Source organism: Stenotrophomonas sp. LARHCG68 (assembly GCF_052871705.1).
Genome location: NZ_JBIXJV010000002.1, coordinates 78859 through 99091 on the forward strand (window position 1 = coordinate 78859; position 20233 = coordinate 99091).

The following is a 20233-nucleotide window of genomic DNA, read 5'->3' on the forward strand; positions in this document are numbered from 1 at the left end:
GTGCCTCAGGTAAGCGCCACGTCCGCTTCCGCCTTCATCGGCGCGCTTCCCGGCGGGGCATCCGCCACCGGCGACGCCCACTCCACGCGATTGCGCCCGGCGCGCTTGCCGCGATAGAGCGCGGCATCGGCGTCCTGCATGGCGCGCTCCAGCGAGGCTTCATCGCCAAAGCAGTGCGACACACCCACCGTCACCGTGCAGCGCAGCCCGGCGTAACGGGGGCCTTGCAGCATCACCTTGTCCTGGATGGCGCCGCGCACCCGCTCAGCCACGCGCCGTGCCGCCGCATCGTCGGCGCCCATGCAGATAGCGGCGAACTCCTCGCCCCCCAGCCGGCACACCAGGTCGTCCTTGCGCACAGCGCCACGCAGCGCATCCGCCACGCCACACAATACCGCGTCGCCCACATGGTGGCCGTAGTTGTCGTTGATGCGCTTGAAGTGGTCGACATCGACCAGCAGCAGGCGGGCCCGGGCATTGGGCCGCCGGAACCAGGCGTCCAACGCCTCGGTCAGGCCGCGACGGTTGAGCAATTGGGTCAGCGGATCACGCGCGGCCATGCCACGGAGCGCATCGGTCAGGCGGCGCAACACCAGCCACACGATCGACGGCGGCAGGATGGTCGCCAGCGAGCACATATAGACATAGAAGACCATCTGGAACGGGCCATCCATGCTCAACGCCGCCAACCCGCCGCTGAGCAGCTTGATGAGCTTGATGACATTGAGCACGCAGATGCCGCTGATCAGCAACGCGAACAGCAGCACCTCACCGCGCAGGTCGCGCGCGAACGTGCGCACGCCATACAACAGCACCGCCACCATGCCGATGAAGCAAAGCGCACAGGTCGCCGCGAGCAGCGCATAGCGCGCCACCGAACCCCACGCCGCATCCACCAGCACCTGCACCACGGCATAGCCCATGCCAATACCGACCGATGGCCACAGCAGGGGCACGGCGCGGCCAAAGAAGCGCGCTCCCCCCACGCAATACGCCAGCAGCGAGCAGAGCGTGAGCGAATGGTTGACCACGCTCATCCAGCTCCAACCCGCAGGCCCCTCCAGCAGCTGCAGCACATAGGCCATGCCCAGCGTGAGGTTGCCCACCGCAAACGCGTCCATGCCCATCTTCTCGCCGCGCAGTCGCCGGCTGATGAGCAGGAACATCACCGTGAAGCTCAGCAGGTAGACACACAGCATGCCTACGAGAAGGGTGGCGATCATGGGGTAGTCGAGGTTGAAAAGCGCAGGTGCAGAACAACGCGGATGGCCGCCAGGCTGGGCAGCGGAATCCGGAGCGGAGAAATCAGGTGGCGCGTATCGTACCCAATCGCACCGTTAAACCGGCCCTCTCCGTAATGGAACATCGGCAACGCGAGAGATGGACCTGACTCTTACGACCATCCGGGTTGATGCAAGCTCCCGAGTATCGTCGGATGCTTTCGCAGACATGGTGACCCGGCCTCGGGCCCGTACTAACTCAACCGACCCAACCGGAATACATCTCTCTCAAGTACCGCGAGCAGCGGACGTCCCATCGGCCGCGCGCTTCCAGGAAGAGTGCGGCAACCTCCACTGTCGATCCAATGGGAGGTTGAAGCTCAGCATCCTCCTTTCCTACATCGCGCAATCCTACGAACTCGTGGAATGCATGGTCCAAGTCACTGGGACCATCGCCGTACTGAGTCCAATGCCGGCGGTGCAGCCCCGGCAGCAGCACTTGCTCGGGCACGAACAACGCCCCGGGATCTAAACAAGACCGAATCGTCACGTCCAACGCCCCGACATTGCCCAACAGCAGAGCGACGCCATGCGACTTCCAATTCCCCACATCGCGATACATGTACTCCAGCACCGAGTAACTCACGCTTTCTCTCATTCCATCAGCCACGAGAACCAACAAGCAGCGAGCCTGACCTGGACGCGTCCCACGCATTGAGATGGAAGATTCCAGTCGGCTCGCCTACCATCCCTCGAAAGGGGGAAAGTCTGAATGGCGAATGCGATCTTTACTGCTTCCGAAAGCTCTAGTTACGACGACCAGATCGAGCGGCGTTACCACTTCCCGAAGACCTACTACGGCCAGGCCGCGCAGGCCGTTGGCGATCTGATCGCCTACTACGAACCCCGCCGCGATGCCGGGCAGAGCAGCAGTGGTGGACGACAGGCCTACTTCGCGGTCGCACGCCTCATCAAGATTGAGCCAGACAGCACGCTCGACGGCCACTTCTACGCCTATTTGGATCAGTTCCTTGAGTTCGACCGGGCCGTTCCTTTCAAGGAGGGCGGCACCTACTACGAGTCGCTGTTGCAGAAGGAGGATGGCAGCACCAACAAGGGCGCATTTGGGCGCTCTGTCCGACTGATCCCCGCGGATGAGTTTGAAACGATCTTGAAAGCGGGCTTCACCTCTGCGCTGGAGCCATGGGAGCTGGCAGACGAGGCGGACAGCGACGTCCCCGAATCCACTCCACGCCCTCTCATCCAGCAGGTCATCTCCCGGCGATTCCGTGACAGGGCCTTTCGCAAGCATGTGCGCAACGCTTACTCCAATACCTGTGCAGTAACCGGCTTATGTCTCATCAACGGCGGCGGCCGGCCCGAAGTGCAAGCCGCGCATATCCGCCCCGTGGAAGCTGACGGTCCAGATACCGTGCGCAACGGCATCGCGCTGACCGCCACTGTGCACTGGCTATTTGATCGGGGCCTGATTAGCTTTGATGACCAGTACAACGTGCTGCTGTCCCCAGCCGGAGTTCCCGACGAGCTGGATAAGCTGATTCCGCCAAAGCGCCGGTTGACTGTCCCGGCCCAAGCGGAGCAATGCCCGCATTCGACCTATCTACGCTGGCACCGAGAGAATCGATTCAAACGCTGAATGTAGGGTGGAAGGCCATGTCAGCATGAAACTCGACTCTGCTCCCCGCTCAAGTCGACAGGTTGCGCGAGTACTCGTGCCGGGACTATGCTCTAGTCGCTATCTAGCTGGACTCAACTTTGTTGGGTTCTGTGCCGGGCGAATAGCCAGGCCGTTCAGTTTGTACGTCTTCGTTGCGGCGAATCCAATTGGGTTTCGCCCACGGCGAAACCCAATTGGATTCGCCGCCATCAGAGTAGGTAGCATTTGCGCGAGATTAAGGAAAATTCCGCGTTCAAGACTCCTCGAGAGCGGCTAGCCCTGCTTTTCAAGGAGGAAGGGCTTCATTACTCGACAGATCTTCACCTTTGCTTTGTATGTGGAGCCGCTGATCGACCTCCCAACGAGCCCCCCCCGTTCCGTAGGAAATTTATCGATTGGGTTCGCTCAAGCGAGCCCAAGCTCATTTGCGTTCGTGCAGAGAACGCTGTCACTGATCTGTTGCTTCAACAGGACGAACGAGGCCGCGTTACGAGCCTTTCTGCCATTGAAGAGATAATTGGCGAGACTGTACATAGTCTGTTAATTTTTCCGGAGAGTGCCGGCTCATTTGCTGAACTTGGACTCTTCTCTGCAAATTCAGCCATCAGAGAGAAGACCCTGGTCGCCATCGAAAGCAAATATCAAGGAAGCTCCTTCATCACTCTTGGGCCGATTAGCGTTATCGCCAAGGCCAGCACAATCACTCCACAGCCACTGGTTATATCAGATGATTTGAGCTCCTCATTCGAGCAAATCCGTGATCGGTTATTGGGAGAAGCAAAAAGCTCTCGAAGCTACAATAAGAGGATCAGTCATCAAGAGTGGTCAAAGTATGACAGAAGAATGAAGCTTTTCATTCTCGAGAAAATATTCTGCCTCACCGGAATAATAACCGAAGCAGACTTATTCGATGCTATTTTTATGATATTTGGAAAGTACGAAAAGTCAGAAGTAAGACTCCTTACTGGTTTACTTTCGTCCATGGAGCTCATCAAGAGAACCGAGTTCGCAGATATTGTATATGTGGGACCAGCCGGAAATGGACTATTCATCGGCGGAAAGGATCAAAGCGCGCTCGAGATCAAGGCTTCTTGGCTTGACTGCTATCGGTCAAACATTCCAGAAGCAATCACCGAAATGGCAGGCGCGAGAGCATGAACAGAGCTGACTTCGTCAACAAGGCTGCCAAGCTTCTTCGGACAAGCAACGCAGATATTGAAAAGACCCTGAATTTAGCTCCGTACATGTATAAGGAGTACACAATTGCCAAGAGAAGCGGGGGCCGCAGGAAGATTCATCATCCAAGCCCCACCCTTAAAGCATTGCAACGACTGATCTGCGACGAGGTCATTGCAGATATTCAGGTCCATCCGTCCGTAATGTCATATGTAAAAGGCCGGAGCATTCGGGACAATGCAATTGCGCATATATCCTCAAACTTCGTTACTCGCCTTGATTTTAAAGACTTCTTTCCGTCAATTACAGCTCACGAAGTCAAGAAGCATCTAGAAAGCCAGCGATTGGCAGAAAAAATACTCGCATCCTCGGACCTGATTGACGTCTTAGTTAAACTTGTGTGCCGCCATGACAAGGTTCGAAACATCCGCTGCCTTAGCATTGGAGCCCCCTCGTCGCCCCAAATCTCCAACTCATTGCTCTACGGTCTCGACACAAGGGCAACCGAAATTACCAAATCCCTTGACTGCATATATACAAGATATGCGGACGATATCTATATTTCAGGCCGATCGCGCGAGAATCAAAGAAGATCAGTTCAGTTATTTCTTGAAGCCGCCAAGATTCTCTTGCCATTTCTCGAAATAAATAACAACAAGACTCAAAACCTATCGCGGAAGCGACGCATTACCGTTACAGGCCTTATCCTCACGACAGACCGAAAAATATCCATTGGAAGAGATCTCAAACGCTCATTAAAGACCCAGGTTTTCCTCTTTTCGGCAAATCCAACTAACGCATCCGATGCCTCATCATTGCGAGGGATGCTCGCCTACGCAAACGGTGTCGAGCCCGAATTCATAATCAGTTTAAGACGAAAATTCGGAGGAGATCTCATCGATAGAATACTATCAGGCCATTAGGCCAAGATCGCTTAACTCTTTGATTCCATAACCCGCTAAGAAGCAGAACGGCCGCATACCTAACGAGAGTTGGTACAGCAAGCCTGCGATGAAGATGTTTCCCGTTTCAGCAACCATGCGCAACATCAAAACCCAATGTGGAACGACCGATTTCGAGCAGCCATCGAAGCCCAGCTGGTTCGCAAGCTAACACCCGGAAAAGTTGGTCGACCCAAGAAACAAGGGCCAGAGAATTATAAACTCGACTCCGACCCCTGCTTTCCATTCAAAGAATTCAAGCAGGCAGCAACCCGTCAACCATCTTGATCCAATAGACCGTCCTCTATTAAGCGAATCTTTGCGACTTGCACTTCCGCACGAGTGAATAGGTTCCGCCGATATGCGTTTGATTCACTCACCCCCATGTCTTCCCGCACCTCCGAGATCAAACCTTGTGATGATTTAAAGTGCGTTGTCGAGAGAAGCTCCAGCCCATAAGGACTGTCGTAACCTTGAAAAAGGTGACTCAGTTTATCAATGACAACTTCATCCAGAGAATTAACTCGAAGGTATTCATCTGCTGCAGCGTACCCCGCACTGGTCACCTTGGCGTTCCGGTCACCGCCGACCAAGCCAGTTATGTATCGCCAGCCATCCAGCTTAATCAATGCCTTCTTTAAGCTCTCCGAGTATGGGCCATACAAGCTGTTCCTGAATTCAAGATTCAACGGAACGCCGAAATTCTGCAAAAAGTATGCGATTTTCTGCAACGACAACCTATCTATTGACCCGCCAAATCTAGGCTCAAGAGAAGCAATCGCCTTCAAATAAAGCGCTCGCCCCCTGGTCATCCTTGCAACCACATCTATATACTCAGGATCCGTAGCATCAACCAGCGGTCCGTAGATCTCGACCCGAACCCCATCTAGCGCCGAAAGCTTTCGTTGCATGAGTGGCCGAACAACAGCCCAGTCCAATCCTCCGTTCCCACATCCCAGCGGCGGCAGCGCGATGGACGTAATAGAAAGCCGCCGAATCTCCGAAACTAGTGAGTCCAAACCCGAATCAATGTACTCCAACTTTGACTTCGATCGCCAATGATCTTTAGTTGGAAAATTTACTAAATATCGAGCCCCCTCAGAACCAAAGAGATCACCTCGGTCAAATACAAGAACAGCTCCCGGCCTCAATTCCCGGCGATCACACGCCCTCTTATAGAATTTATAATTTTCAGCCCAACGTCGCTTAAACTCCAAAGCGACACCCTTACCCATAACACCAACGCAATTAACCGTATTTACAAGCGCTTCTGCAGAGCTCGCAAACATATCGCCGGTCTTAAATACAATTTCATTCATAAAAAGCATCCCGGTTTACTAATCACTTGACCAGTAAATCCATACTGGCGGGCCAACTCTCGTGCACGAGGCAACATAGAAACCCTAGGCACCACAATCCCGCACAGTAAAGATGTTGGAAACGTATCCTTGACTAACAACTCCGCCATACGCGCGCTCTTCCGATGCTGCCTACTAACGGGCACAGCCCTATCAAAGAAGTACTGGCAGACTCCCTCGTAGCCTATTTCTTCAACCTTGCCTACTCGAGGGTGTTCGTCAAACAGTGACCACGCTACGTGCTCCTCCAAATCGGACAAGCCTGGTATTACTGTCGGCATCGGAGCCAATGAATTCAGTGCAAAATCACTAATACACGCAGCCACGTCGGACGCCTCAATATCAGAGACCCGGGATACCAAGAAAATCCGATCTGTAATACAGGAGGCCCCCAAAATATCTCCACTGGGAGCACGCGTCTGCACTCCCCCCTGATGTATTACATAAGTGAACGCCGTAATGGGAGAGAAGTAAAATGGAACGTAATCATTAACAACACCACCGTAAGGCATTTCGAATGCCGGCGTATTGCGGAATCCCACGATGTCAGCATGGCTCGTCTGATGACAACTCTGCGCAGCAACATGATTTTTAGACCGTATTTCTCCATCGCGAAGAATCAAAGCCAGATCGCGTTTATCTATCTGCCGGAACGCAAAACGAGCAGGCATCCCTACCCTCCGAAGTGTTCGTGAGCTCTGCACTAAAGAAAAAGGGTAGCAGTGCTACCCCCTTTCCATGACTAACAATCAAACCCCAACAGGATTTGCCTTCTCCGGATCAATCCCATACTGCTTGATCGCCCGGGCGACATCCTTGGCCGTCATCTTCCCGTCCTTCGCCAACGCGGCAATCGCCGCATGCGCGATGTAATAACGGTCAACCTCGAAGAAACGACGCAGGTTGGCGCGGGTGTCCGAGCGGCCGAAGCCGTCGGTGCCCAGGACCGAATAGGTGCCCGGCACGAAGGCGCGGATCTGGTCGGTGTAGGCGCGCACGTAATCCGTTGCGGCGATGACCGGGCCTTGGCGGCCTTCCAGCAGTTGGGTGACGTACGGCTTGCGCTGTTCGGCTTCCGGGTGCAGGCGGTTCCAACGCTCGGCGTCGAAACCATCGCGACGCAGTTCGTTGAAGCTTGGGCAGCTCCAGATGTCGGCAGTGACGCCGAAATCCTTGTCCAGCAGTTCGGCCGCTGCAATGGCCTCGCGCAGGATGGTGCCGCTGCCCAGCAGCTGCACGCGCAGCTCGCCCTTCTTCGGCTTGCCGGCGTCGGTGAGCAGGTACATGCCCTTGATGATGCCCTCGGCTGCACCTTCCGGCATGGCCGGGTGGGTGTAGTTCTCGTTCATCAGGGTGATGTAGTAGTACTCGTCGATCTGGTCTTCCATCATGGCCTTGGTGCCGTGCTGGAGGATCACAGTGACTTCGTAACCGAAGGTCGGGTCGTAGCTGCGCACGTTCGGGATGCCGCCGGCCACGATGTGGCTGAAGCCGTCTTCGTGCTGCAGGCCTTCGCCGTTGAGCGTGGTGCGGCCGGCGGTGCCGCCGAGCAGGAAGCCGCGGGTACGCATGTCCGCCGCCTGCCAGGCCAGGTCGCCCACGCGCTGGAAGCCGAACATCGAGTAGTAGATGTAGAACGGCAGCATCGGCACGTTGCTGACCGAGTAGCTGGTACCGGCCGCCATCCACGAGGCGATCGCGCCCGGCTCGCTGATGCCCTGCTGCAGCACCTGGCCGCTCTGGTCCTCGCGGTAGTACATCAGCTGGTCGGCGTCGACCGGCTTGTACTTCTGGCCATACGGGGCGTAGATGCCGATCTGGCGGAACAGGCCTTCCATGCCGAAGGTGCGTGCCTCGTCGGCGACGATCGGCACCAGGCGCGGGCCCAGCTCCTTGTCACGCAGACTGATGTTCAGCGTCTGCACGAAGGCCATGGTGGTGGAGTACGTGCGCTCGCCGGATTCCTTGAGCAGGCGCTCGTAGGTTTCCAGCTTCGGGGCGGTGAAGGACTTGTCGGCCTTCTGGCGACGCTGCGGCAGGTAGCCGCCCAGCGAAGCACGACGCTCCTGCAGGTACTTCACTTCCGGCGAGTCCGGGCCCGGGTGGTAGAACGGCACCTGGCCGTCCTTGAGCTGCTCGTCGGTGACCGGGATGTTGAAGCGGTCGCGGAAGTGGCGCACCGCTTCGTCGTCCAGCTTCTTGGTCTGGTGGGTGGGGTTCAGTGCCTCGCCAGCGCTGCCCATGCCGTAGCCCTTGACCGTCTTGGCCAGGATCACGGTCGGCATGCCCTTGGTGTTCACGGCCTGGTGGTAGGCGGCGTACACCTTGTGCGGGTCGTGGCCACCACGGTTCAGGCGCCAGATGTCGTCGTCGGACAGGCTGGCCACCATCGCGGCGGTTTCCGGATACTTGCCGAAGAAATGCTCGCGCGTATACGCGCCGCCGAAGGCCTTGCAATTCTGGTATTCGCCGTCGACGGTTTCCATCATCAGCTTCTTCAGGACGCCGTTGGTGTCCTTGGCCAGAAGCGGATCCCAGTACGAGCCCCACAGCAGCTTGATGACGTTCCAGCCGCCGCCACGGAACACGCCTTCCAGTTCCTGGATGATCTTGCCGTTGCCGCGCACCGGGCCGTCCAGGCGCTGCAGGTTGCAGTTGACCACGAAGATCAGGTTGTCCAGGCCTTCGCGGCCGGCCAGGGCGATGGCGCCCAGGGTTTCCGGCTCGTCCGACTCGCCGTCACCGATGAAGCACCACACCTTGCGGTCGCTCTTCTCGATCAGGCCGCGGTTTTCCAGGTAGCGCATGAACTGCGCCTGGTAGATGGCGGCCAGCGGGCCCAGGCCCATCGACACGGTCGGGGTCTGCCAGAAGTCCGGCATCAGCCACGGGTGCGGGTAGGAGGACAGGCCACCGCCGTCCACTTCCATGCGGAACTTGTCCAGCTGCTGCTCGTCGATGCGGCCTTCCAGGAACGCGCGCGCGTAGATGCCCGGGGCGCTGTGGCCCTGGATGAACAGCAGGTCGCCCGGATGGGTGTCGCTCGGGGCGCGCCAGAAGTGGTTGAAGCCCACGTCGTACAGCGTCGCGCCGGAGGCGAACGAGGCGATGTGGCCGCCCAGGTCACCCGGCTTGCGGTTGGCGCGCACCACGGTGGCCATCGCGTTCCAGCGGATGATGGAGCGGATGCGCCATTCCAGCTCGGCGTTGCCGGGGCTCTTGGCCTCCAGCTGCGGCTCGATGGTGTTGACGTATTCGGTGGTGGGCGAGAACGGCAGGAACGCACCCGAACGACGGGTCAGTTCAACCATGCCTTCCAGCAACTGATGCGCGCGCTCGGGGCCCTCGACATCGATAACGGCCTTCAACGACTCGATCCACTCCTGGGTCTCCAGGGGGTTCGGGTCGTTGTTCAGCACCTCATTCAACCAGTTCATTAGCGCTCCCAAGTTGCTGCACGCACACGCGCGCTTGTTCGTTGTTTTGAACTCCAAAGTGTAGCGCACCCGACCCCTTGCCAAGCGGGCTACGCATACGTATGGAGGCGTAAAAGCCAGTGTCCGCAAGACAGATGACGACAGCGATGCAGCGGGATCAGGGACACCACGGGACAACCCCGGGAGAGCCTTGCGGCAGAACCAAGGCAGCGACGCGGCTGCAGGCTGGCAGCGCGGCGGGTCAGCGGCGTGACAGGCATGATCATGCTGCATTGCAGCAATTACCAGCCAGCGTGCTGCATCCCGCTGGCGAAACGCTCTGTCTGGCTGCCCGCAGCCGCCGGGTGTTGCCCAGATGGAGTTTTCGATATATCGTTTCGAACGTTTCGATATATCGAAAAGACCCGATGAGTGCCACCGAACCCCGTCGCCGCCCCTCCCCCCGCCCGCTGGGCCGGGGCGACCTGCGCCTGCTGCTGCTGTCGCTGATCGGCCAGGCGCCGCGCCATGGCTACGAGCTGATCCAGCAGGTCAGCGAGATGTTCATGCGCGTCTACACGCCCAGCGCCGGCTCGGTGTACCCGCTGCTGGCCGACTTCGAGAACCAGCGCTGGGTGCAGGCCGAGGAGGAAGGCGGCCGCAAGCGCTACCACATCACCGCCGTCGGCCAGGCCCAGTTGAAGCTGCGCCAGGGCGAGGTGGACGACGCGCTGCTGCGTGCGCGCCACAGCGCGCGCGTGATCACCAAGGCCAACCTGCCGCCGTCGGTGCGCGAAGCCATGCGCGAACTCACCCATTCGATGATGCAGCGCCATGGCCGCTGGCAGGGTGCCGACGTCGAACGCATCACCGCACTGCTGGACGAGGCCACCGCGCTGGTGCGCGATACCCCGCCCGAGTAAGCCCTCCCCCTTCGTTACGACCCAGCCAGAGCGATCCAGCCAGGTCACCCCGGCCCACGCCGTCATTGACCCCAGGTACTGCCATGTCCTTGCATGAAACCCAGTTGATCCGCTTCACTCCCCGCTTCCGCCACCTGCAGGTGCTGCGCAGCGAACGCCTGACCCCGAACATGCAGCGCATCGTGGTGGGAGGCGACGCGCTGGAAGGCTTCGACAGCCGCGCGCCGGATGACCACGTCAAGCTGTTCTTCCCCAACGCCGAAGGCCAGTTCGTGCTGCCGGTGTTGACCGAGCAGGGCCCGCGTTACCCGGAAGGCCAGCTGCCCTCGCCGGCCCGCGATTACACCCCGCGCCTGTACGACGCCGACGCCGGCGAGCTGGTGCTGGACTTCGTGCTGCACGGCGACGGCCCGGCCACACAGTGGGCCGCGCATGCCAAGACCGGCGATGCACTGGTGGTGGCCGGCCCGCGTGGCTCGCACGTGATTGCCGACGATTTCGACGCCTATGTACTGATTGGCGACGAAACCGCCCTGCCCGCCATTGCTCGCCGCCTGGAGGAGCTGCCCGAAGGCGCAGTGGCCGAGGTGTTCATCGAGATCCCGGAAGAAGGCGACCGCCAGCCGTTGCACAGCGCTGCACAGGTCACCGTGTCGTGGTTCGAGCGCAATGGCGTGGATGCGGCCACCAGCACCTTGCTGGAGGACGCGCTGGTCGACTTCGAGCAACCCGACGGCGATGCGTTCTACTGGATTGCCACTGAATCCAAGCGCGCCCGGATGATGCGCAAGTTCGTCGAAGGCCACCTGCAGGTGCCGAAGGACTGGACCCACGCCGCTGGCTATTGGAAGGCGAACTCGAACGACGCGGAATGAGTGGTGGAGAGCGGTTGCCTTCCGGCCGGCGTGTTTGGCTGCTTCGTCAGAAGCACCCCTCCCCAGCCCTCCCCTACGCCTTCGGCGCAAGGGAGGGGGCAGTCATGTGCAGCCTTGACACGGCTATGCGTGGCCTTGCCTCACGGCAAGGCGGCCGCGCCGTGTCCCTTGCCGAACAGGAAGGTCAGGCCCAGCATCGGGCCGGACAGGTCCACGTCCAGCCGCCGCCCGTGCTCGCGGTAATCCACGCTCAAGTGGCGGTAGCCCATCGACAGGAACAGGTTGTCACGGGCCTGGTAGTTGGCCAGCGCCAGCACCTGCCAGGTCGCGTCCGATCCCACGCCGAAACCGCCGGTATCGGCGTACACCAACGTTGACCAGCGCGGTGCCACGGCCTGCCGCCAGCGCGCGGCGATGACCGGGTCAACGAAGGAAAACTTCGACCGTGCCGAACCGATGCCGGTCACGTCCACTGCGGTGCTGACCTCCCAATGCCGCAGTCCCGCCATCAGGTCCACCCCAGCCGCGTCGGTCGGGGCGAAGGCATAGCCGGCGGTCAGCGTGGCCGAGGTCTGGCGCACCTTCGCCCGCGCCGACAGGCCCATCGGCAGTGCGGCCGAGTCGGACGTGGAGGCGTGGGTGAGGTCAGCCTGCAGCACGAAGCGGTCGCGCCGCGCGGTGGCGGTGACGAAGGCCGCCGCATCCAGGCTCTCGAACAACTCCGCGAACGACTTGTCCACGTCGGCGGCCGGCGCATTGCGGAACGGCCGCACCCGGCCTTCCAGGCCACTCATCCACACATACGGCGTGGCCTGGAAACGCCAGCTGCCGTCCTGCGCGGCCTCCTGCGCCTGCACCGCAGGCAGCGCGCCCGCGGCCAACAGCACCACTGCAATGCAACGATGAACGGCCAGATGCCGCATGCCATGCCCTCCTTGTCGAAACACGTCCGTGGCCACCGCCGCTCAGATCCCCAGGAAGCGGAACGCGGGCGTCTCCTTGAACTGGTCATTCGCCTCACCCGCGTAGGTGGTGCGCTGGAACTCGCCCAGGTCCAGCCGCCGTACCTTGCCGCTGGCCTCGCTGAAGTCGAGCTTCTTCATGTCCACCCAGAACACGTTGGGCGTGAGTGCCGATTCGAAGAAGTACAGCAGGCGCTTCTGGTCGGCCACGGTGCGCCAGCGTGTGGAGGAGATGTTGGGCTGGTCCGGCGTGGTGATGCCGTACGGCACCGACACGTTGCGGATCACGCTGAACACGCTGGCGATGGATTCCACCGGGTCCTCGGCCTTGGGAATGGCGTTGACGTAGAACGACGCACGCGCGAAGCGATCGGAGGCACGGTTGGTGCCGGGCAACATCACGGTGCCGCCGATCTGCCGCCAGTAGCTTTCCAGCGCCAACTGCTCCTCGAAGATCGGCGAGTTGGTCATCACCTGGTAGTCGCGGCTGTGGTGGATGACCTGCTTGCCCTTGATGTACTCGATGATGGCGCTGTCGCCGCTGGCATCGGAGATGGACAGGTGCAGGGTGGCCATGCGCTGCTCGCCGGGCGGGCTGTCGGAGACCAGCAGGAAGGGCTCGCGCGAGAGCGCCTTCACCGCTTCGTCGACGCTGCCGAAGTTGTCCAGCACGTACTGCGTCCACGCCGCGATGCTCAGGCCCGGCTTGCCGGTGGTGCGCTCGGGGTATTCCGATTCGGCCAGCCACAACAGGTTGGCGACCAGCCCGGCTTCGTTCATGCCGTCAGTGGTGGAGATGTCGTAGGCACTGGCGATGACGCTGCCGTAGCGTGAGGTCCACTGCAGCGAGTTGGGCCCGGCTTCGCCACTGCGCTTCATGCCGCGCGGGAAGGTCCACAGGTGCGTGCCGGTGTCGATCTTGTAGTCCATCGAGCGCCCGGTGATCACTTCACCGTTGGCACCGTGATAGACGAAGCGTGTGCAGGCTTCGGCCTGCGGAAGGGCCAGTGCACCACACAGGAACGTGGCACAGGCAGCGGCAATGGATCGTCTGATGCGCTTCATGGATCACTCCCCTAAAGTTGAACAGCACGTTGCATGCACGCCGGATCATGCCATCAATGTGTTGCGCGCCGGCGGCGCCGCATGCGCGGGTGTGATCGGCTTCGCAACCCGTTGCTGCGTGCAGGTTGAAACCGCAGGAACGGCGTCGTTCGGGATGGTGGGGAATCTCACGCACGCACACATTGTTTCGGATCAATCGTGCGGCCATTGCCGGCTGGTATGCTCGGCCCAACCACCTCCGGCCGCAGACTCCCGGGTCCACACATGAACCTGTTCCGCATCCACAAGGCGTTGTTGCCCGCCGCTTCCATTGTGTTCGCTGCGGCATTGGGTGGCTGCCTGACCACGCCCGGGCCGACCATCGCCGGCGATGGCCGCTGCAGCGCGACCGACCTGCAATGGGCGGTGGGCCAGCCGGGCGACGAGGCCACCATGCGCCGGCTTTCGCGTGAAAGCGGTGCCGGCCTGGTCAACCCGATCACGCCGACCACCATCGTCTCGCGCGACATCCGCCAGGACCGCCTGCGGGTGTACCTGGACGCCGGGAACGTGATCACCGCCGTGCGCTGCGAGTAGTCGCCGCCCGGCCGCCGCGCCGGACGGCATCCGTACAAAATGGCGCTGCTATGCTCAGCGCCCCTGTTGCCATTGGAATGCCCATGGAGCGCGCCACTTCCCTTCGTACGCTGCTGGTTGCCGCTGTGCTGGCAGCCGGCCTGAGTGCCTGCCAGAGCACGCCCACCCCGTCGGCCGCGCGCGACACCGACTTCGGCCGCTGCAGCGATGCCGGCGTGCAGTGGGCCGTGGGCAAGACCAACGACGAACCCACCATCCGCCGCCTGAAGCAGGAAAGTGGCGCCGGGCTGGTCAACCCGATCGGCCCGGGCACCATCGTCTCGCGCGACATCCGCCAGGACCGCCTGCGGGTGTACGTGGATGCGGGGAATGTGATCACCGCGGTGCGCTGCGAGTAAGCGCGTTACCCCTCCCCGGCCCTCGCCTTGCCTGCGGCAAAGGGAGGAGGACAACGCTGCTCCCATCCAGAACAAAGGCCCGCCATTGCTGGCGGGCCTTTGTCATGTCGCATGCCGGCCAGGGCCGGCGCCGATTACTCGGCCTTGGCTTCTTCAGCCTTCGGGATCAGCGCTTCGGTGGTGATGCGCACCTTGATCTCGTCGCCGACGTTCGGCACGTAGGCACCCATGCCGAAATCGCTGCGCTTCAGGGTGGCGGTGGCGTCGAAGCCGACGGCCGGCACATTGGCCATCGGGTGCTCGCCGGCACCGTTGACGGTCACGTCCAGCACGACCGGCTTGGTCACGCCCTTGACGGTCAGGTCACCGGTGACGGTCAGCTTGTTGGTGCCGGCCGCTTCCACCTTGGTGCTCTTGAAGGTGGCGGTCGGGAACTTGGCGGCGTCGAAGAAATCGGCGCTGCGCAGGTGCTCGTCGAACTTGGCGGTGAAGCTGTTCAGGCCCGACAGCGGCAGGGTCACTTCCACGGTCGACTTGGTCACGTCGGCGGCGTCGTACACCAGGGTGCCGTCGGCGTTGCCGAAGTGCGCGGTCGGGTTGGAGAAGCCCAGGTGGTTCCACTGCACCAGCACGTCGGTGTGGGTCGGGTCGAGCTTGTAGGTGCCGGCGGCAACCTGGATGGCGGCCGCTTCCGGCGCAGCCGGGGCAGCGGCGGCGGCTTCGGCCGGCGCAGCGGTTTCAGCCGGGGTGGCGGCCGGAGCGGCAGCCTGGTCGGCCGGCTTGGAGCAGGCGGTGATGGCGGCGGCCAGCGCCAGCGGGAGCAACAGCTTGGACAGGTTGGACATGGAACTCTCCTTGAGGACGGGAATGGGGAATGCAGGCAGTTTCAACATACCCGGCGTTGCCCGATGTGAGGGACGCGGCCGGTGCAACACTTACTCGATGCGCGCGGCTTCGTCGAAGGACAGCCGCGGCAGGCGCGGGAACACGCCGGACGGGTCGCCATAGCCCAGGTTGACGAGGAAATTGGACTTGATGGCAGTGCCGGCGAAGAACGCTTCGTCCACCTTGGCCGGGTCGAAGCCGGACATCGGGCCGGCATCCAGGCCCAGCGTGCGGGCGGCCAGGATCAGATAGGCACCCTGCAGGGTGCCGTTGCGGAACGCCGCCTCGTGGCGGCCTTCGCGCGGGCCGTCGAACCAGGACTTGGCGTCGGCGTGCGGGAACAGGTACGGCAGCTTCTCGTGGAAATCCTGGTCGAAACCGATGATCGCCGTGACCGGCGCGGCCAGGGTCTTGGCCAGGTTGCCTTCGGACAGGGCCGGCGCCAGCTTCTGCTTGGCCTCGGCGGACTTCACGAACACGAAGCGTGCCGGGCTCGAATTGGCCGAGGTCGGCGCCCACTTCAGCAGGTCGTACAGGGCACGCAGCTGGCTATCCTCGACCGGGCGGTCCTGGAAGGCGTTCTGGGTACGGGCGGTGCGGAACAGCTGGTCAAGCGCGGCATCGTTGAAGATGTCGGACATGGAAACTCCGTGGTGAAAGGGCTACGGTCGTGCATTGCGCCGGAAAGCCCCGGACAATGGCAACGTCGATGCAAGGACGCAGTGTAGAACGCCCCGACTGTTGCAACACCCAGACTTACTGAAACGAATTAATGCCATACGCGAAACGATCGACGCTTCCCTGGACGATCACCGACGGCCGCGCCGGCAACGTGCGCCAGGCCGTGGCGTTGGCATCGACGCTGCGCCTGGGCGGCCAACAACGGCTGGCATTGCAGCCGCAGGCGCCCTGGCGCTGGCTGTCGCCACGGCTGCTGCCCGGCGCCGCGCACGGCTTTGGCCCGACTTTCGCCGAGCTGGCCGGCAACCCGCCGGGGCTGGCCATCGGCTGTGGCCGCCAGGCCGCGGCGGCGCTGCGGCTGCTGGGCCGCCGCGGCACCCGCACCGTGCAGATCCTGGACCCGCGCATCGGCGCGCGCCACTGGGACCTGGTGGTGGTGCCCGAGCATGACCGCCTGCGCGGCGACAACGTGCTCACCCTGCTGGGCAGCCTCAACCCGGTCAACGACGACTGGCTGGCCTGGGGCCGCGCGGCGTTCTCCAGCTTCGAACAACTGCCCGGCCCGCGCACCGCGCTGCTCGTCGGTGGCCCCACCGACCATGCGCCGTGGCAGGACGCCGACCTGCAGCCGCTGTTCGCGCAACTGGCCGCGCGCATCCGCGCCGACGGCGGCAGCGTGCTGGCGACCACCTCGCGGCGCACCCCGCGGGCGACCACGCAGGCCCTGCTGCGTGCCTTCGACGACGTGCCCGGGGTGATCTGGAGCGATGGCGGCGATGGTTCCAATCCCTATGCGGGGCTGCTGGGCTGGGCCGACCGCATCGTGTGCACGCCGGACTCGGTGAACCTGCTGTCCGAGGCCTGCGCCACGCGGGTGCCGGCAGGCGTGCTGCTGGGACAGCGCGCGCAGGGGCGGATGGCGCACTTCCAGGCCGCGCTGCGCGAACGCGGGCGGTTGCTGGACGGCCTGGCAGTGCTTGATCCGCCCGCGCAGGAGGTCGAGCCATTGCGGGAGACGGCACGGATCGCGGCCGAAGTCCGCGCACGGCTGGGCCTGTAACCGGCCATGCCCCACCGCACGTGGCCCGGTACCACGGTCCCCGCGAACGCAAGGCGGCCGTGCCCGGCCGCCCCTGAACTAACGATTCCTTTTCGAATGCCATGCAAGGATGCGCGCCAATGAAACATCGCAGAACACGCCTGCTGACCGCCTGCATCGGGTTGTCCGCCCTCACCGCACCGGCCTTTGCCCAGCAGGCCTGCGCACCGCGCTATCCGCCGCCCACCACCATCGCGGCGATGTTCGACATGGCCGCGGTCACCGCGGACACGCTCGATGCCCTGCCCGACGTGGACGTGGTGCTGGCCGCGCGTGGCGGCCAGGACCTGAGCAAGTACGGCCTGCGCCACAGCCACCTGGCCTTCCTGGTCCGCAATGACCAGGGCAGCTGGGACGTGGTGCACCTGCTCAACCGCTGCAAGACCGACCACTCCGACCTGTACCGCGAAGGGCTGGTCAACCTGGTCGGCGAAAGCTCGATCACCACCGACCTGCGCGTGGGCGTCCCGACGCCGGCGGTGCGCGGCGCATTGAAGGCGCTGCTGGCCGGCGCGGCGCCGCAGGCCCGTGCGCTGCATGAGCCGCGCTACAGCATGCTGGCCTACCCCGGCAGCACCGAGTACCAGAATTCCAACCAATGGATCCTGGAGGTCACCGCCGCGGCGATGGCACAGTCCGGCGACGGCACCGTGCTGGACGACCGCAAGCGCACCCTGGATTGGCTCAAGCAACGTGGCTACACGCCCAGCCGCATGCACATCGGCATCGGCAAGCGCCTGGGTGCGCGGTTCTTCGCCGACAACGTGGCCGTCACCGACCATCCGGCCAGCGAACGCATCTCCGGCAACTATTCGGTGGTGACGGTGGAGTCGGTGTTCGACTTCCTGCACCGCAGCGGCGCGCTGGAACGCGAGTTGTCCATCCCCCACCAGACCCCGGTGCCGGCGGTGACCGGCACGGCGTCCCCACGACAGGCGTCCTCCCCATGAAGCACCTGATCCGCAGCAGCGCGCTCGCCTTCGCCGTCGTCGCTGGCCTGAGCCTGGCCAGCACCCCCGCACAGGCGGGCATGGACGGGCTGAACCTCAACGGCTCGCAGGGCTCGGTGCTGGTGGCCGGCTTCAGCGCGGTGATGGTGGTGTCCGGGCCGATGTTCCTGTCGGCCGCCGGCGTGCGCGGCGCGGCCGACATGTCCAAGGCATCAAGCGAGCGCCGCGGGGAGAAGCGCCGCCTCAGCGCCGGGCACCTGCCGGACCTGGAGGTCAAGTCGATCGAGACCGCGGCCGATGGCGGCCGCCGGGTGGCGCTGGAAGACCCCGGCAATCCAGAGAACCGCGCCACGCTGGAATGGCCCAAGCGCGAGGACGACCCCGCGGCCGGCTTCCGCGTGGGGGCGATGATCGCCTTCCAGCCCAGCCCGCAGGGCGCTGGCTGGATGCTGCGCGATACCGAGGGCACGGCGCTGGCGTTCGTGCCGAGCATCGAGGCGGTGGATGAAAGCCGCACCCGCATGTTGTGAACCCGTCGTTTCTCTTTCCCCAGGAATTCCCATGAAGACCCCGCTTACCCTGTTTGTCGCCAGTGTCGCCGTGACCTGCCTGCTGGCGGTGGCGCCGGCACGCGCCGGCGAAGGCATGAACAAGTCCGAGATCAGCACGCTGGTGGTGTCTGCGGGCGCCTCGATGCTGGTGTCGGCGCCGTTGTTCCTGGCCGCCGGCGTGAGCGGCAAGGCCGGCGAGTCGTCCACCCGGGCACGCAATGACCGCCAGGCACGACGCCTGACCGCCGGCCCGCTGCCGGACATGCAGGTGAAGTCGATCACCGAAGCAGCCGATGGCGGCCGCACCGTCGCGCTGGAAGACCCGAGCAACGCGGAGAACACCGCGCAACTGCATTGGCCGCAGCGCGAGGACAACCCGGCCGCCAACTTCAACGTCGGCCAACGGGTCGCCTTCACGCCCAGCCCGCAGGGCGCCGGCTGGATGCTGCGCGCCGAGGACGGCGCGGTGCTGACCTTCGTGCCGACCGTCGAAGCCTCCGACGACAGCCGCACGCAGGTGCTTTGACGGGGGAAGGCTTACCCCTCCCCGGCCCTCCCCTCCGCCTGCGGCGCAAGGGAGGGGGCGGTTCCGCATGGTCTTTCAGATTGCGGCAAAAGCCGCTTTGGCCCCCTCCCTTGCGCCATAGGCGGAGGGGAGGGTTGGGGAGGGGTGCGGTTTGACCCCCGGCGGCCCCCTGCTCGAGCTGCCCTCACCCCAACCCCTCTCCCGCAGGCGGGAGAGGGGCTTTGTGCGCATCCCCTGGCGACGAAGTCTGGGCCGCCTTTACATGGCGGCCAGCAACCTACGGGTACAATGCGCGCCTGCCTTGCTGCCCGTCCGGGCGCGGCTGCCCCCTTATCCCTTGTCGATGCGGCGCCTCACGGTGCTGCCCGTAGTGCCCATGTCCCCACATCCGTCCATCCGCTTCGCCCCGCTCACCCCCACCTCGCTGCTGCTGGCAGTGCTGGCGATGGGCGCCGTGGTGCTGGGCTCGAATGTGCTGGTGCAGTACCCGATCAATGACTGGTTGACCTGGGGTGCCTTCAGCTACCCGGTCGCGTTCCTGGTCAGCAACCTGATCAACCGCCGCTTCGGCCCGCAGGCCGCGCGCCGCGTGGCCTGGGCCGGTTTCGCGGTGGCGGTGGTGCTGTCGGTCTGGATCGCCACCCCGCGCATCGCGGTGGCCTCGTGCCTGGCCTTCATCTGCGCGCAGCTGCTGGACATCACCGTGTTCGACCGCCTGCGCGTGGGCAACTGGTGGCGCGCACCGATGGTGGCCACCACCTGCAGCGCCACGTTGGACACGGCCATCTTCTGGTCGATCGCCTTCGCCGGTTCGCAGCTGCCCTGGGTCAGCTGGGCGGTCGGCGACTGGCTGGTCAAGCTCGGCATCGGCCTGTGCCTGCTGGCGCCGTTCCGTGCCCTGCTGTGGAAGATGGCACCGGTGAAGCAGTAACCCCAGGCGCCCCGCCGCCGGC

At 62.9% G+C, this 20233-nt stretch carries 21 protein-coding genes; 12 read left to right on the forward strand and 9 right to left on the reverse strand.

Annotation, left to right across the window (positions count from 1 at the left end; translation table 11 throughout):
* Positions 1-5: 5 nt before the first annotated feature.
* Entirely contained in the window at positions 6-1223 is a 1218-nt protein-coding gene (locus tag ACIPR8_RS07755) for a GGDEF domain-containing protein (protein WP_446540668.1), read from the reverse strand.
* 256 nt (positions 1224-1479) lie between these two features.
* Entirely contained in the window at positions 1480-1866 is a 387-nt protein-coding gene (locus ACIPR8_RS07760; RefSeq protein WP_446540669.1) for a hypothetical protein, read from the reverse strand.
* 126 nt (positions 1867-1992) lie between these two features.
* Between ACIPR8_RS07760 and ACIPR8_RS07765 the strand changes: the two genes are divergently transcribed.
* The 3 genes from ACIPR8_RS07765 (at position 1993) to ACIPR8_RS07775 (ending at position 4997) form a co-directional block, all read left to right on the forward strand.
* A complete protein-coding gene (locus tag ACIPR8_RS07765) occupies positions 1993-2877 on the forward strand; it encodes an HNH endonuclease (RefSeq protein WP_446540670.1) in 885 nt (294 codons plus the stop codon).
* 246 nt (positions 2878-3123) lie between these two features.
* Positions 3124-4056 carry a retron St85 family effector protein gene (locus ACIPR8_RS07770; RefSeq protein ID WP_446540671.1) on the forward strand — a complete coding sequence of 311 codons (933 nt, stop codon included), beginning with the start codon at positions 3124-3126 and terminating at the stop codon, positions 4054-4056.
* Positions 4053-4997: a retron St85 family RNA-directed DNA polymerase gene (locus ACIPR8_RS07775; protein WP_446540672.1), complete on the forward strand. Its 945-nt coding sequence runs from the start codon at positions 4053-4055 to the stop codon at positions 4995-4997. Before ACIPR8_RS07770 ends, ACIPR8_RS07775 begins: the two co-directional genes overlap by 4 nt.
* A 293-nt stretch (positions 4998-5290) precedes the next feature.
* On the opposite strand, the gene darG is transcribed toward ACIPR8_RS07775, so the two are convergent.
* The 3 genes from darG to aceE all read right to left on the reverse strand — a co-directional run bounded on the left by darG (position 5291) and on the right by aceE (position 9810).
* Positions 5291-6334 (reverse strand): type II toxin-antitoxin system antitoxin DNA ADP-ribosyl glycohydrolase DarG, encoded by a 1044-nt coding sequence (gene darG, locus ACIPR8_RS07780; protein ID WP_446540673.1) that lies wholly within the window; start codon positions 6332-6334, stop codon positions 5291-5293.
* Positions 6331-7044, reverse strand: a complete 714-nt coding sequence (locus ACIPR8_RS07785) for a DarT ssDNA thymidine ADP-ribosyltransferase family protein (protein ID WP_446540674.1) — start codon at positions 7042-7044, stop codon at positions 6331-6333. The genes darG and ACIPR8_RS07785 overlap by 4 nt, the downstream gene beginning before the upstream one ends.
* 78 nt (positions 7045-7122) lie before the next feature.
* Positions 7123-9810, reverse strand: a complete 2688-nt coding sequence (gene aceE / locus ACIPR8_RS07790; protein ID WP_446540675.1) for a pyruvate dehydrogenase (acetyl-transferring), homodimeric type — start codon at positions 9808-9810, stop codon at positions 7123-7125.
* 407 nt (positions 9811-10217) lie between these two features.
* On the opposite strand from aceE, the gene ACIPR8_RS07795 reads away from it, so the two are divergent.
* Positions 10218-10712 (forward strand): PadR family transcriptional regulator, encoded by a 495-nt coding sequence (locus ACIPR8_RS07795; protein WP_132863436.1) that lies wholly within the window; start codon positions 10218-10220, stop codon positions 10710-10712.
* An 83-nt stretch (positions 10713-10795) separates the two neighbouring features.
* Positions 10796-11587 carry a siderophore-interacting protein gene (locus tag ACIPR8_RS07800; protein ID WP_446540676.1) on the forward strand — a complete coding sequence of 264 codons (792 nt, stop codon included), beginning with the start codon at positions 10796-10798 and terminating at the stop codon, positions 11585-11587.
* A 140-nt stretch (positions 11588-11727) separates the two neighbouring features.
* On the opposite strand, the gene ACIPR8_RS07805 is transcribed toward ACIPR8_RS07800, so the two are convergent.
* Positions 11728-12510, reverse strand: coding sequence for a hypothetical protein (locus ACIPR8_RS07805; RefSeq protein ID WP_446540677.1), 783 nt, complete (start codon positions 12508-12510; stop codon positions 11728-11730).
* 42 nt (positions 12511-12552) lie between these two features.
* Positions 12553-13614: a linear amide C-N hydrolase gene (locus ACIPR8_RS07810; protein ID WP_132863432.1), complete on the reverse strand. Its 1062-nt coding sequence runs from the start codon at positions 13612-13614 to the stop codon at positions 12553-12555.
* A gap of 264 nt (positions 13615-13878) precedes the next feature.
* Between ACIPR8_RS07810 and ACIPR8_RS07815 the strand changes: the two genes are divergently transcribed.
* Positions 13879-14190, forward strand: coding sequence for an I78 family peptidase inhibitor (locus ACIPR8_RS07815; RefSeq protein WP_132863431.1), 312 nt, complete (start codon positions 13879-13881; stop codon positions 14188-14190).
* 83 nt (positions 14191-14273) lie between these two features.
* On the forward strand, positions 14274-14588 hold the full coding sequence (locus ACIPR8_RS07820; RefSeq protein WP_446540678.1) for a hypothetical protein: 315 nt from the start codon (positions 14274-14276) through the stop codon (positions 14586-14588).
* Between the two features lie 134 nt (positions 14589-14722).
* Here the strand turns inward: ACIPR8_RS07820 and ACIPR8_RS07825 are convergent, their stop codons facing one another.
* Both ACIPR8_RS07825 and ACIPR8_RS07830 read right to left on the reverse strand, forming a co-directional pair.
* Positions 14723-15433, reverse strand: coding sequence for a YceI family protein (locus ACIPR8_RS07825; RefSeq protein ID WP_446540679.1), 711 nt, complete (start codon positions 15431-15433; stop codon positions 14723-14725).
* Between the two features lie 90 nt (positions 15434-15523).
* On the reverse strand, positions 15524-16114 hold the full coding sequence (locus ACIPR8_RS07830; protein ID WP_132863426.1) for a malonic semialdehyde reductase: 591 nt from the start codon (positions 16112-16114) through the stop codon (positions 15524-15526).
* Positions 16115-16245: 131 nt separating this feature from the next.
* Here ACIPR8_RS07830 and ACIPR8_RS07835 point away from each other — a divergent pair, with 131 nt between their 5' ends.
* The 5 genes from ACIPR8_RS07835 to ACIPR8_RS07855 all read left to right on the forward strand — a co-directional run bounded on the left by ACIPR8_RS07835 (position 16246) and on the right by ACIPR8_RS07855 (position 20211).
* Complete coding sequence (locus tag ACIPR8_RS07835) at positions 16246-17214, forward strand: mitochondrial fission ELM1 family protein (protein ID WP_446540680.1); 969 nt, start codon at positions 16246-16248, stop codon at positions 17212-17214.
* A 119-nt stretch (positions 17215-17333) separates the two neighbouring features.
* Complete coding sequence (locus tag ACIPR8_RS07840) at positions 17334-18203, forward strand: DUF2145 domain-containing protein (protein ID WP_313252870.1); 870 nt, start codon at positions 17334-17336, stop codon at positions 18201-18203.
* Complete coding sequence (locus ACIPR8_RS07845; protein WP_446540681.1) at positions 18200-18733, forward strand: hypothetical protein; 534 nt, start codon at positions 18200-18202, stop codon at positions 18731-18733. The genes ACIPR8_RS07840 and ACIPR8_RS07845 overlap by 4 nt, the downstream gene beginning before the upstream one ends.
* Before the next feature lie 31 nt (positions 18734-18764).
* Positions 18765-19280, forward strand: a complete 516-nt coding sequence (locus ACIPR8_RS07850) for a hypothetical protein (protein ID WP_132863420.1) — start codon at positions 18765-18767, stop codon at positions 19278-19280.
* A 376-nt stretch (positions 19281-19656) separates the two neighbouring features.
* The gene (locus ACIPR8_RS07855) at positions 19657-20211 is read left to right on the forward strand and encodes a queuosine precursor transporter (RefSeq protein ID WP_132863419.1); all 555 of its coding nucleotides are present in this window, start codon (positions 19657-19659) and stop codon (positions 20209-20211) included.
* The last annotated feature ends 22 nt before the right edge of the window (positions 20212-20233 follow it).

What these genes read in the sequence shown, in the direction of transcription:
- aceE (WP_446540675.1), bottom strand. Translation starts at nt 9,810, where the DNA reads ATGAACTGGTTGAATGAGGTGCTGAACAACGACCCGAACCCCCTGGAG.
- ACIPR8_RS07795 (WP_132863436.1), top strand. Translation starts at nt 10,218, where the DNA reads ATGAGTGCCACCGAACCCCGTCGCCGCCCCTCCCCCCGCCCGCTGGGC.
- ACIPR8_RS07805 (WP_446540677.1), bottom strand. Translation starts at nt 12,510, where the DNA reads ATGCGGCATCTGGCCGTTCATCGTTGCATTGCAGTGGTGCTGTTGGCC.
- ACIPR8_RS07850 (WP_132863420.1), top strand. Translation starts at nt 18,765, where the DNA reads ATGAAGACCCCGCTTACCCTGTTTGTCGCCAGTGTCGCCGTGACCTGC.
- ACIPR8_RS07815 (WP_132863431.1), top strand. Translation starts at nt 13,879, where the DNA reads ATGAACCTGTTCCGCATCCACAAGGCGTTGTTGCCCGCCGCTTCCATT.
- ACIPR8_RS07765 (WP_446540670.1), top strand. Translation starts at nt 1,993, where the DNA reads ATGGCGAATGCGATCTTTACTGCTTCCGAAAGCTCTAGTTACGACGAC.
- ACIPR8_RS07825 (WP_446540679.1), bottom strand. Translation starts at nt 15,433, where the DNA reads ATGTCCAACCTGTCCAAGCTGTTGCTCCCGCTGGCGCTGGCCGCCGCC.
- ACIPR8_RS07755 (WP_446540668.1), bottom strand. Translation starts at nt 1,223, where the DNA reads ATGATCGCCACCCTTCTCGTAGGCATGCTGTGTGTCTACCTGCTGAGC.
- ACIPR8_RS07830 (WP_132863426.1), bottom strand. Translation starts at nt 16,114, where the DNA reads ATGTCCGACATCTTCAACGATGCCGCGCTTGACCAGCTGTTCCGCACC.
- ACIPR8_RS07855 (WP_132863419.1), top strand. Translation starts at nt 19,657, where the DNA reads ATGTCCCCACATCCGTCCATCCGCTTCGCCCCGCTCACCCCCACCTCG.
- darG (WP_446540673.1), bottom strand. Translation starts at nt 6,334, where the DNA reads ATGAATGAAATTGTATTTAAGACCGGCGATATGTTTGCGAGCTCTGCA.
- ACIPR8_RS07835 (WP_446540680.1), top strand. Translation starts at nt 16,246, where the DNA reads ATGCCATACGCGAAACGATCGACGCTTCCCTGGACGATCACCGACGGC.
- ACIPR8_RS07810 (WP_132863432.1), bottom strand. Translation starts at nt 13,614, where the DNA reads ATGAAGCGCATCAGACGATCCATTGCCGCTGCCTGTGCCACGTTCCTG.
- ACIPR8_RS07785 (WP_446540674.1), bottom strand. Translation starts at nt 7,044, where the DNA reads ATGCCTGCTCGTTTTGCGTTCCGGCAGATAGATAAACGCGATCTGGCT.
- ACIPR8_RS07775 (WP_446540672.1), top strand. Translation starts at nt 4,053, where the DNA reads ATGAACAGAGCTGACTTCGTCAACAAGGCTGCCAAGCTTCTTCGGACA.
- ACIPR8_RS07845 (WP_446540681.1), top strand. Translation starts at nt 18,200, where the DNA reads ATGAAGCACCTGATCCGCAGCAGCGCGCTCGCCTTCGCCGTCGTCGCT.
- ACIPR8_RS07840 (WP_313252870.1), top strand. Translation starts at nt 17,334, where the DNA reads ATGAAACATCGCAGAACACGCCTGCTGACCGCCTGCATCGGGTTGTCC.
- ACIPR8_RS07800 (WP_446540676.1), top strand. Translation starts at nt 10,796, where the DNA reads ATGTCCTTGCATGAAACCCAGTTGATCCGCTTCACTCCCCGCTTCCGC.
- ACIPR8_RS07820 (WP_446540678.1), top strand. Translation starts at nt 14,274, where the DNA reads ATGGAGCGCGCCACTTCCCTTCGTACGCTGCTGGTTGCCGCTGTGCTG.